Genomic DNA, 11,846 nt, shown 5'->3' with positions numbered 1-11,846 from the left:
AAAAAATATTCATACAAAGCCAGAAGTTTCGTCAAAATTACCTAATTATCTAGGCTCCAATAGAGATTAAAATTCGATTATTTCCACAAAAAACTGGTCCTAGGACCAGCTTTTTAATTTTCTTTCATTTTATCCCTGGCTGCTGCCATCATGAGTTTGACCCTATTTACCTGGTTTACCTCACTGGCACCTGGGTCGTAGTCGATTGCTACGATGTTTGCCTCTGGGTAGATTTCCCTGATTTTTTTCATAACGCCCTTGCCGGTAATGTGGTTTGGAAGACATCCAAATGGCTGGATGCAAACAATATTTGGTGCACCAGCTTCGATTAGCTCAACCATTTCACCAGCTAAAAGCCAACCCTCACCGGCTTGATTGCCGAGACTTGTGACTTCACTAGCCAAATCTGAAATTCCATCAATGTATTTCGGCTCATCAAAGTGAATACTTTCCTTGAGGGCCTTTCTGATTGGCTTTCTGAAATTTTCTATAAGGACAATTCCCATTCGGGCAAGAGTCGCATTTACAGGACTTTTGCCGTAAAAATCTCTCTTTAATTCCGCATTTTTAAAGCAATAAAGGAAAAAGTCTGTAAGGTCAGGAACAATTACCTCTGCCCCTTCCGCTTCAAGGACGTCTTGGAGGTGGTTGTTGGCTTCTGGGAGGAATTTCACCAAAATTTCCCCAACTATACCTGCCTTTGGAATTTCCTTGTGGCAAACAGGAATTTCATCAAAATCCTTTACAATTTCTTTGATGGCCTTTCTGTATTTTGGCCTATCCATAGTCCTTATCTCTTCGGTAAGCCTTTGTATCCAGGCTTCTTTGAGCTTATTTGTGGCGTCTTTTTCGATTTCATAAGGCCTGGTTGCGTTAGCCACCCTATTTAAAAGGTCTCCTAGCAAAATCGACCTGAGCATTTTTTTCATCAAAGGAATATTTTTGAAGCTTAATAGGTCAAAACCTGGACTCTTCTCAATTCCCTGGGCAGATAGGGCTATTACTGGAATATTAGGGAAACCAGCATCCTTTAGTCCCTTTCTGATATAGCCAACGTAGTTAGATGCCCTACAAGCGCCTCCTGTCTGTGTCATCAAAAGGGCAATCTTATCTGTATCGTAGCGGCCGGAATTAACTGCCTCTAGCATCTGGCCCACAACTGTAATTGAAGGATAGCAGGAGTCGTTGTTTACGTATTTGAGGCCCTCATTTATAACATCCTTGTCAATTTTATTCAAAAACTCAATCTTATAAGGAGAATCTTTGAAGGCCCCTTCCATAATCCTAAAGTGTTCTCTGGCCATTTGTGGGGCAAGAATTGTATAGCCATCTTGACGCATTTCTTTGGTGAAAGGCTTGAAATCATAGGCCTTATCTAGGGATTGGACTTCAAAGTCTATGCCTTCGAGTTTTTTCTGATTTAGGGCCTCAAGAAGGGATCTTACCCTGATTTTAACTGCTCCAAGATTTGAAATCTCGTCAATTTTTAAAAGGGTATAAATTTTCCCAGCTGATTTTAGAATATCTTCAACTTGGTCGGTGGTCACCGCATCAAGTCCACAACCAAAGGAGTTTAGCTGGATTAGTTGGAGATTTTTATTTTTTGCCACATAGGCGCTTGCCCTATAAAGCCTTGCGTGGTAGGACCACTGGTCAAGGACCCTGAGTTTTTCGTTTAAATCATCAAGATTATAGGCGACAGCATCTTCGGAAAGAACTGGTATATCCATGGACTCGATTAAATCTCCTATGCCGTGGTTGATTTCTGGATCTATATGGTAAGGTCTACCGGCTAGAACTATGGCATTTAGGCCCTTTTTATTGACCAAATCTATTATTTCCTTGCCCTTTAGCCTTATGGCATCATGGTAGTCTTGTTGGGCCTGCCAGGCCTTGGCTACTGCATTTTCGATGTGATTTTTATTTAAAATATTGCCATTAAACTCATAACCATCAAAAACTTCCACCATCCTCTTTTTGATAATATCTTCGCTCTCAAAAGAAATATAAGGGAAAAGATATTTAATTTCCTTTAGGCCATCAACATTATTTTCAATAACATCTGGATAACCAGACACAACTGGGCAATTCATGTGGTTTTTGGCCTTGTCATACTGTTTATATTCGTAAAAAACTGCTGGATAAAAAATCAAATCAGGATTTTTTGAAATTAGGTTTTCCATGTGGCCATGGGCGAGTTTTGCTGGATAACAAGCAGTTTCGGACGAAATCGATCCTAGACCCTTTTCATAAATTTCCCTAGATGACTTGTCGGATAAGACAATATCAAAGCCTAAGGAAGTAAAAAATTTATGCCAAAATGGATAGTCTTCGTAGATGTTTAAAACTCTTGGGATTCCAACAGTCCCAAACCTTGCCTTGTCGCCGAGTGTGTCTCTGTTAAACAAGAGATCGTACTTAAATTTGTACATATTAAGGTCGTCTTTGGACTTATCAAGCTTGACCCCAGCACCCCTTTCGCATCTGTTGCCAGTTATGTATTTCCTGCCGTCTGAGAAAATATTAATTATTAGGGCGCAGTTATTGGTACAACGGCCACACCTAGCTGATTTTTGTTCGTAAGAAAAATCTTCAAGGTCAGCTAGACCTGCAAGCTTAGATGTGCCTGTAGACCTATCCTTGGCAATAAGAGCCATACCCATAGCCCCCATTAGCCCTGATATTTCAGGTCTAGTGACATCTCTTTCTGATAATTTTTCAAAGGCCCTAAGGATGGCATCTCCATAAAAAGTGCCGCCTTGGACGACGATATTTTTGCCAAGGGTCTTTGGATCTCTGATTTTAATTACCTTTTGGATGGCGTTTTTAATTACTGAATAGCAAAGGCCGGCGGCTATATCTGCCACTTCTGCACCTTCTTTTTGGGCTTGTTTGACCTTGGAATTCATAAAAACTGTGCAACGAGAACCAAGGTCTGCGGGCTTCTTTGATTTGATGGCTTCTTCTTGAAATTCTTTTACATCCATAGAAACAGATGCGGCAAAGGTCGATAAAAATGAACCGCAACCAGAAGAACAAGCCTCGTTTAGCTGGATAGAGTCAATGACCCCGTCCCTAATGTGCATGGCCTTCATGTCCTGTCCACCAATGTCTAGGATAAAATCGACATCGGGATTGAAAAATCTCGCCGCCCTGTAGTGGGCAATGGTCTCGACCTCTCCATTATCAACGTGGAGGGCATTTTTTATAAAATCTTCCCCGTAGCCACAAATCCCAGATGAAGCGATGTGGGCCTTGGGATTTTTCTTCTGGTAGGCATCTTTTAGCATGTCAATGCAGACTTCAAGGGGATTACCTAGATTCATCCTATAATCATCAAGGAGAATTTCCATGTCTTTTGATAGCCAAACCATCTTTGAAGTTGTAGATCCAGCGTCAAGCCCAACATAGATTGGCCCTTCATAGGTCGCAAGATCCCTGTATTTAATTTTAGAAGTCTTATGTCTTTTTTTGAATTCTTTGTATTCTTCTTCCGATTCAAAAAGTGGTTCAAGCCTTTTTGTGGCTTCTATTTCAACTTTTTCGCTAGTTTTTAATTTTTCTATAAGGTCTGTAATTGAAACAAATTTTCCATCTTCGCTTGATAAAATCGCAGCCCCCTTGGCAACGTAAACTTCAGCGTCTTCTGGTATATAAAACTTATTAAATTCTTGGCCAAGAGTCTCTATAAAACGGTCTCTTAAGGCAGGAAGGAAGTGCAAGGGTCCACCCAAAAAGGTGACATTACCCCTAATTGGCCTACCACAAGCGAGATTTGAAATTGTTTGGTTGACAACTGATTGGAAAATTGAAATAGCAATATCTTCTCTTGTGGCACCCTGGTTCATCAGAGCCTGGATATCAGTTTTTGCAAAAACCCCGCACCTTGAAGCGATTGGGTAAATTTTTTGATAAGATTTGGCAAGGTCATTTAGGCCCAAAGCGTCAGTATCAAGAAGGGATGCCATCTGGTCTATAAAAGCGCCTGTACCACCTGCACAAATCGAATTCATCCTCTGTTCTACAGAACCAGAAAGATATGTAATTTTAGAATCCTCGCCCCCAAGTTCAATTAAAACGTCAGTTTCTGGGATAAATTCCTTGATTGCCCTGGTTTCTGCTATAACTTCTTGGACAAAGTCAGTTTCAATTAGGTCGGCAAGAAACATGCCACCAGAGCCTGTCACAGCCACAGTCAGTCTGTCGTCCTTGAATTTGTCTCTAGCATCAGCCAAGACCTTTTTTACAGTCTCCCTCACATCCGACTTGTGACGAGTATATACAGAATATATTGTATTAAATGAGTCGTCAGTCACAACTAGCTTAACTGTTGTAGAACCAACGTCTAAACCCATATGTAAGTCCATATTCTCCCTCTCTATTCGAATAAATAATATTAATTATTTATATTTATGTAATAACTTTAAATAAATTTTTAATATTTTTTTATATCCACCCGTTTTACTAGGGTAAATGTACTTATATTATACCATTGATTAAATAAAGTAAAGCCCATACATCATAGATATATAGCTAATTCCCAAATTGTCGCCAATTGTAAAATTAACTTTACAAAATAAGAATCTATTGTTTTTTAAAAATCTTTATTAGTTGTTATTCACACTATAATTTAATTTTTATACAATAGTTATTCTTTATAGCTTAACTAAAAAAGACCCAGTCATTTGACTGGATCTTGTCTTTGTTTATAAATTTCATACTTATTTTTACTAAAATTTCTTGCCTATAAATTAAAAAATCATTTTAAGGCCTTACTAAAATCATCAAAAATTATTTTCGTTAATTCATCAAATTTTCCCCGGCTGTATTCCGGATGCCACTGGACTCCCATCATATAGGAATCGTAGTAGGGATTTTCTATGGCTTCGACTAGGCCATCATCACTTGTTGCTGTGGCAAATAAACCCTTTGCCAAATCCCTTATGCCCTCGTGATGCATGGAATTGACGTCTCTAGACTTTTGTCCGCCCAATTTTTCATATATCCTCGAAGACCCATTAAAGTTTACCATATGATAGGTAAAACCATCTGAACCATCCCTATGAGAAATACTTGTCCCAAATTGGCTTGGTAGGTCCTCGTATAGGCTGCCCCCGTAATAGATATTTATAAGTTGCATACCCCTACAAATGCCTAAAATAGGCTTTCCTTCTTCAATAGCTAGGCCTAAAAGCTCAAGGTCAGACCTGTCCTGGTCTGTCGAATAGGTTTCTACAAGGTCATAGGCATCCGATCCGTAAAGGGAAGGATCAAAGTCGTCACCACCTGCAAATATTACCCCGTCCACACTTTTAATGATATCCCTAGAAGCGTCTTTATTTGTCTGGACCCCGGTTAATATATGGATTTCATAATTATAAGAATTTGCAATTTCATAGTACGTAGATCCAATTGTTGGGCTAGTGCCAATTACCAGCACTTTTTTCTTATTAGATTTAATAAAAATAAAAATTCCTAAAATTAAAATTCCAAGCAAGATAAGATTTCTAATGAATCGTAAAAATTTCCTCATAAAAAGCCCTCCTTATTATAAGTATAACAAGAAAGGCTAAATGTTTCCCTACAATCTTTGTAAGCTATTTTATCCCACAAGCATCCTTGGCTAGCCTGTCGGCTAGGTCATTATATTTGTCATTTGAGTGGCCTTTGACTTTTACAAAGGCGATTTGGATATATTTTTTTCTGTCATTAATAAAGGCCTTGTAGGATTGGGTGAGGTCGTTGTTGGCCTTCCAATCGCCTTCGGCCCAGGCTTGGATGCCTTGGTAGTCATGGTGGATAATTATTTTTTTATAAGATTTTTCTATGGCGAGGTCTATGGCAAGCTCGCTTGCCTTGACTTCTCCAGCCACATTCCTGTGGGTGTAGTAGGAGTCGGTGTAGGCTTTTTTAAAATATTCTTCCTCTCCGTCTTTGATTAGGACTACACCTGCACCGTAGGTTTTCTCTGGCAGGTTAAAAGATCCATCGACATAGGCGACAATGGTGTCTGCGTCAACTTCAATTTTCTTTTCAGCCCCTTCTATAAAAGCGATAGCCTCGTCCTTAGTTTTAAAGGACTTGTAAATGGCGCCTGAAAATCCCTTTACTTCCTTAAGACAAGAATCCCAGGATGTGTATATCCCAGGATTTCTACCTTTTCTTACTGCGTAATATTTCTTCATTGGCCTAAGCTTTCCTTGTTTGCCCAGTAGGTTACCTGGCCAGGTCCTACTGTAAAGACGCCGTTGCCATTTTCATCTATGGTAATTTCTTCATTTTTGCCTGAAAGGTCAACATAGGTGGCGCCAGCTTCAGATTCGCCAACAAACATTTGTTTTTCCGCCATATCTTGAATGGAGATTAGAACTGCTAGTGGCTTGTGGTCATCATCGCCTCGTCTTACCCAACCAATTACAGATGGGTGGTCGAAGTAATCATCCTCTTCTCCGTAGTTATATGCCTTTCTAACGGCCATCATCTTATCAAGCATATCTTTGAGTGGGTCTTTTTTTACAGGCCCAATAAGGCCGTAATAATCGCCCGCAAAGAGGCATGGATAACCGTCCTTCCTAAATAAAATCAAGGCGTAGGCTATTTCCTTAAACCAGTCTTCTACCCAAGAATCAAGGGCTTGGCCTGGTTGGGAGTCGTGGTTGTCGACAAAGGTTACTGCTTGGGCTGGGAATTCCTTAACAACTGTGCCGTCAAAGATTTTTCTCATGTCATATTCGCCCATGGACTTGCTGGCCTCTGCCATGTGGAAGTGGAGTGGAACGTCAAAAAGGTCTATCTTGTAGTCTGAGTTTTGGAGGTAATTTTCGATGGCACCTGTGTTATATTGCCAAAATTCTCCAAATAAGTAAAACTTGTTTTCGCCCATATTGTCGTATATATGTTTGGAAAGTTCGTAGATAAAATCACCCGAAATGTGCTTTAGGGCATCGTATCTGAAGCCGTCGACCTTGGTTTCCTTGATAAACCAGTCAACCCATTTAAAAATCTCTTCACGGACTTCTGGGTGGTTGTGGTCGATGTCGCAATTCATAAGGTAATCAAAATTGCCCTTTTCATTGGAAACGTCCTCGTCCCAGTATTTGCCATCTCCTAAAATCCTATAAATGGCAGAAGTTTCGCTTTTGGCATCGTAGTCTATACCTGTGAAATGGTAGTAGTGCCAGGTCATGTCGGAATATTTGCCATTTCTGCCCTTAAAATCAAAACCTGTCCATCCTTCGATTTCAAGCTCGCCAGACACGTCTTCTTCCCTATTGTTTTGGTCAACCATAACAGCCTTAAAACTTTCCTTAAAATCAGCATTACCCTTGTGGTTTAGGACTATGTCTGCATAGGATTTTATCCCTGCTTCATGGAGGTCGGCTATGGCCTTGATCAATTCATCCTTGGTTCCGTACTTGGTTCTGATTGTGCCTTTTTGGTCAAATTCTCCCAAGTCCCAAAGGTCGTAGATTCCATAACCAACATCATTGTCACCGCCACCCTTACAAGCTGGTGGAAGCCAAAGGGCGTCAATGCCCGCTTTTTTTAAGTCTTTAGCATCTCTTGAAAGTTTTTTATAAAAATCTCCAGATCCGTCTGTGTCCCATTCAAAAGATTGCATCATTATTTCATTGGCCATGATTACTCCTTACAAATATCAATTGACTTTGATGCACCAATCCTAGATGCACCCGCTTTAATCATTGCTAGGGCCTCTTCTCTGGTGTGGATGCCACCGCTAGCCTTGACTTTTGCCTTATTACCAACAGTTTCTGCCATTAATTTCACATCTGCTACTGTCGCTCCACCTGTAGAAAAACCTGTAGAAGTCTTTACAAAATCAGCTCCTGCGGCTACAGATAATTGGCAAGCCTTGATTTTTTCCTCATCTATCAAAAGACAAGTTTCTATAATTACCTTTAGGACATTTGAACCTATAGCTTCTTTAATCTCTCTAATTTCGTCTTCTACATATGCATATTCACCGTCTTTAAGCCTGCCAACATTGATTACCATATCAATTTCACAAGCTCCGTCTTCTATGGCTTTTTTTGCCTCAAAAACCTTGGCTTCCTTGGCCATAGCTCCTAGAGGAAAACCAACAACAGCGGCTATCCTTACGTCCTTGTTGTAGTCTTTTATAAGTTTAACATTGGCTGAATTTACGCAAACAGAATAAAAATCGTGATCAACCGCTTCATCAACTAGGTTTTTAATATCTTTTATACTTGCATCAGCTTTTAAATTTGTGTGGTCTATATATTGGTTAAGTTTCATATCTCTTCCTTCTTTTCATATTCTAATAGGGCAAGGGTCAAATCATCTGCCATGGCTTGCCAGTTGTAGGATGTGATTATTTCATCAACAAAGGTTAAATCACGTGACTTGGAAAAAGTCTCCCTCAATCTTTCAAGACCAAATTCATTGCCCTCTTCATTTTTCGCTTCGATTGCTCCGTCTGTGAAAAATAATATCTTATCACCTTGGGATAAGTTTAGGCTTTTTTCTATATATTCGTCAGGCTCGATTATATTTGAGATCATCCTCCCGTTAGCAAGGAGGTATTCTGCCTCTTTTTTCTCCTTGAAATAAATCAGTGGCGGACAATTGTGGCCAGCATTGGAAAATACCAAGCTATCGTCCCTAAAATCGAAAATCCCAAGCCAAGCTGTAAAATATTGGCTAGAATCAATTTGCAATTTAGTAAATTTTTTCCTGAGATTTAAGAAAACCTGGCCTGGTGAAAAATCTGGGTGCTTATCAAAAATCGCACTCATAGAAACCTTCAAAAACATAGTCATAATTGAAGCCTTTACCCCATGGCCCATGACGTCCGCAATATAAAAAGCAATCCTATTTTCATCAATCTTTATTAGGTCATAAAGATCGCCAGATACATCGTCTGCAGGATTATAAATTCCAGACAGGCTTAGCTTGCCATAGGTCCCATTTTTAGGGAGAATTGACGACTGGATACGCCTTACAAAACGTATATCGTCAAGCATGGCCTTGTTGGCATTATAAAGGTCGATTTTAAGGATAGATTCGCTTGTAATATCCCTGTAGACTTCGATAGTGCCTGTGAAGGTATCACCAAGATAAATTGGACTTGATTTTATCGAATAATACTTGCCGTCGATGAGCTTTTCCTCAATCATGGTCGCTGACTTTGACAAAGTGTTAGAATTAGAAATAATTAGGTCTATATTTTCATCCAAATAGGTTTTAAGTTTTGGACTTTTCTTTAGGGCATCTTTGAGGGCATCGTTAATAAAGGTCACCTGACCAAAATCATCAATAATCCTCACCCAATCATCCATTGAATTAAGGATAAAAAAGTTGATATTCTCTTGTAAATCTCGGTTTTTATCAAAAGATTTCCTCATTGCGACCCCTTTACTGTCTTTATAGTAACTATATCTTTTTAATATAGTAATTCAATCGAAGTTTTTAGGCCTTATATGCCAATAAAATTGGACTTTTCTTTTGAATTTAAGCCCTTTACCTTAAAATATTTATAAAAGTAAAATAAAATTTACCAAAAGAAAAAGGCTAGACTGATAATTTTACAGCCATTAGCCTTTTTATATATTTTATAGGGACGCTTCCATTTTCACTAGGTGTTTTTCCACAAGACCTATATTTACTTTTAATTTTTCTATCAATTTAATAAGCTTCGCTCTCTTATTAGCGTCCATCTTGCCTGTTTTTGCATAATTTTCTGCAAGTGTTACGACTTCCTTGGCCCTATTAACACTTGCTTTTAATCTTAGGTAGGAATTTTTTAAACGGATTTTTTTATCCAATTTTTCAAGGCTAAGACTTGATAGGTCAATGCCGTAATCATCAGAAATGTCTTTGCCACGACTTCCTTCTGTCCTATGATCTGGTCTGGTAGGATTATCTTGCTTTCTAGGATTTTCAAGGTTTTTAATTTGCTTTTGAAGGTCTTTTATTTGTTGGTCTAGGGTTTTGATTTGATTTTCTAGGCTTTTTACCCTTTTTAATTCTTTAGATTGGTCTAGATTTTCGATAGCATTTTTAAGTCTATCAATCTCTTGATGGTCTTTTCCAAGCTGGTCTTTTGCTTTTTTAACATCCGCTGGATTAAGTTCTCCAATTTGAACTTTCTTTTCCCTTAGCGCCTTATCTACTTGGCTTAATTTTTCAATCTCAGCTATCTTCTTATCTAGGATATTTTTAGCTTCATTTAGTTTGTTCCTTAGGTCCTTTTTGAGGTCTTCTTTAGACTTAGAATTATTTTTCTTTGCAAGAAATTCCTTCATTTCATTAGCGATTTGGTGAGATAATTTCTTTTGGATATAATCATCCTTTTCGGTCTCTTGATCAGCACGTAGATCTTTAATTTCTTCGCTTTTCTTTTGTAAGTCGTCTTGGATTGTTTTTAGTATTTTTTCAGAATCGCTTACTAAACTCTTATATTCATTAATTTCACTTTCGATAAATTCTTTATTATTCTTTATGAAATCATCCTTATTTTCAGCCAATTTATCTTCTAAGAATTTCGCAGAAGCCTTAGCTTTAGCAAGCTCTCTTTTCTTTTTTGTCTCTTGGTCAAGTATATATTTGTAATCTTCAATTCCAGCTTCTGTTTTTTTCTTAGCTTCCTTTAGCCTTTTTTCTGCTTCTTCGCTAGCTTGTTTACTTTGTTTAGCAAAATCATCAAGATTTTTTATATTTTTTTCTTTGTAATCGTTTTGGATTTTAAGGGCTTGTTGGTGCTTTCTATAGGCCTCATCTTTTTCATCCCTAGTTTTCTGCTCATTTTTTATATTCTCATCAATGTTTTTTAGGGCATTTTCATGTAGGTCAATTTCTTTTTGAATATTATTAGCTTCTTCATCCATTTTTTTGTAGGTTTCTTCTTGATTCTTCTTAAATTCCTGATAGTCTTTACTTTTTGTTTTTTCTGAATTGTTCGAGTCTTTTTCAAAACTATCAAAAAAGTCTTTTATCCCAGCCTTCTTATCTTCAAGCTCATTTTTTTGATCAACTTTAGCTTGCAATTCTTTTTGAAGGTCTTGCTCTCTTGTTTCATTTTGTTTTAGGATATCATCAGCCGCTTCATATTCTTGTTTAAGCTTATTAAGGTCAGATTCTTTGACAAAATCATCTGCACCTGGTGCTTGATTATTTGCATTTTCAAGGGCCTTTTTAGCCTGGTCATACTTATCCTTGGCAGAATCCGCTTCTTTTTCAGCATCTTTGATTTTCTTATCCAAGCTATCAAGCTCTTCATCAATCTTTTGTATTTGCTTTTCATTTTCAAGAACTTTTTCGTTTCCCTTGATGTTTTCTTCTACTTTTCCAAGCTTATTTTCTAGAACTTCTTTTTCTTCTTGTTTTTGAGCTGCATCTTTTTTTGCTTGGTCTAGGTCTTTTTCAAGCATAGCCTTCTTAGCTTGGACTTCATTCAGATTTTCCTTGGCTTTGTCTAATTCAGACTTTGCTTTTTCATTAAGTTTTTTTCCTTCATCTGCTCTTACAGTTTCCACTTTTCCCATAAAAGGCAGGACCGACGCCATAACTAGGCTTGTAATAATAATTTTTTTCTTCATTTTTTATCTCCTAAAATTTTATATTCCTATAATAAAATATTGCTTGTTAAATTTATGTTAAGGAGATAATATTTTTTATTTATCCCTACAGCCATTGATATAAAGACATTTCCAACAAATATAGCCCAACCCTTATGGTTGTAGTAAAATAAAATAAAGCTAAAATTTCCAAAGAAAAAACACCCACAAAGTGAACTGACCCCCAAAAGTTAGACCTAAAAACTAACTAAAGGAGGTCAGTTTTTTAATGGCAAAATATAGCACAGA

The 11,846-nt window shown here is 37.9% G+C and carries 7 protein-coding genes; all 7 read right to left on the bottom strand.

Annotation, left to right across the window (positions count from 1 at the left end; genetic code table 11):
- Positions 1-113 precede the first annotated feature (113 nt).
- The 7 genes from AC1EJ5_RS08315 to AC1EJ5_RS08285 all read right to left on the bottom strand — a co-directional run bounded on the left by AC1EJ5_RS08315 (position 114) and on the right by AC1EJ5_RS08285 (position 11,579).
- Positions 114-4,367 carry an acyl-CoA dehydratase activase-related protein gene (locus tag AC1EJ5_RS08315; RefSeq protein WP_479815665.1) on the bottom strand — a complete coding sequence of 1,418 codons (4,254 nt, stop codon included), beginning with the start codon at positions 4,365-4,367 and terminating at the stop codon, positions 114-116.
- 392 nt (positions 4,368-4,759) lie between these two features.
- Positions 4,760-5,533 (bottom strand): gamma-glutamyl-gamma-aminobutyrate hydrolase family protein, encoded by a 774-nt coding sequence (locus AC1EJ5_RS08310; RefSeq protein ID WP_479815664.1) that lies wholly within the window; start codon positions 5,531-5,533, stop codon positions 4,760-4,762.
- A 64-nt stretch (positions 5,534-5,597) separates the two neighbouring features.
- A complete protein-coding gene (locus AC1EJ5_RS08305) occupies positions 5,598-6,185 on the bottom strand; it encodes a ribonuclease H1 domain-containing protein (RefSeq protein ID WP_479815663.1) in 588 nt (195 codons plus the stop codon).
- Complete coding sequence (locus AC1EJ5_RS08300) at positions 6,182-7,639, bottom strand: alpha-amylase (protein WP_479815662.1); 1,458 nt, start codon at positions 7,637-7,639, stop codon at positions 6,182-6,184. The genes AC1EJ5_RS08305 and AC1EJ5_RS08300 overlap by 4 nt, the downstream gene beginning before the upstream one ends.
- A 2-nt stretch (positions 7,640-7,641) precedes the next feature.
- On the bottom strand, positions 7,642-8,277 hold the full coding sequence (gene deoC, locus AC1EJ5_RS08295; RefSeq protein ID WP_479815661.1) for a deoxyribose-phosphate aldolase: 636 nt from the start codon (positions 8,275-8,277) through the stop codon (positions 7,642-7,644).
- Positions 8,274-9,386: a PP2C family protein-serine/threonine phosphatase gene (locus AC1EJ5_RS08290; RefSeq protein WP_479815660.1), complete on the bottom strand. Its 1,113-nt coding sequence runs from the start codon at positions 9,384-9,386 to the stop codon at positions 8,274-8,276. Before AC1EJ5_RS08290 ends, deoC begins: the two co-directional genes overlap by 4 nt.
- 207 nt (positions 9,387-9,593) lie before the next feature.
- On the bottom strand, positions 9,594-11,579 hold the full coding sequence (locus AC1EJ5_RS08285) for a hypothetical protein (protein WP_479815659.1): 1,986 nt from the start codon (positions 11,577-11,579) through the stop codon (positions 9,594-9,596).
- Between the last annotated feature and the right edge of the window lie 267 nt (positions 11,580-11,846).

This window comes from Anaerococcus sp. C0059F3, from assembly GCF_056590475.1.
The sequence above is the reverse complement of the archived record's forward strand: the minus strand, read 5'-3'. Positions and strand labels throughout refer to the sequence as shown.

Coding starts and splice junctions, on each gene's coding strand:
- AC1EJ5_RS08315 (WP_479815665.1), bottom strand. CDS start 4,367: ATGGACTTACATATGGGTTTAGACGTTGGTTCTACAACAGTTAAGCTA.
- AC1EJ5_RS08310 (WP_479815664.1), bottom strand. CDS start 5,533: ATGAGGAAATTTTTACGATTCATTAGAAATCTTATCTTGCTTGGAATT.
- deoC (WP_479815661.1), bottom strand. CDS start 8,277: ATGAAACTTAACCAATATATAGACCACACAAATTTAAAAGCTGATGCA.
- AC1EJ5_RS08305 (WP_479815663.1), bottom strand. CDS start 6,185: ATGAAGAAATATTACGCAGTAAGAAAAGGTAGAAATCCTGGGATATAC.
- AC1EJ5_RS08300 (WP_479815662.1), bottom strand. CDS start 7,639: ATGGCCAATGAAATAATGATGCAATCTTTTGAATGGGACACAGACGGA.
- AC1EJ5_RS08290 (WP_479815660.1), bottom strand. CDS start 9,386: ATGAGGAAATCTTTTGATAAAAACCGAGATTTACAAGAGAATATCAAC.
- AC1EJ5_RS08285 (WP_479815659.1), bottom strand. CDS start 11,579: ATGAAGAAAAAAATTATTATTACAAGCCTAGTTATGGCGTCGGTCCTG.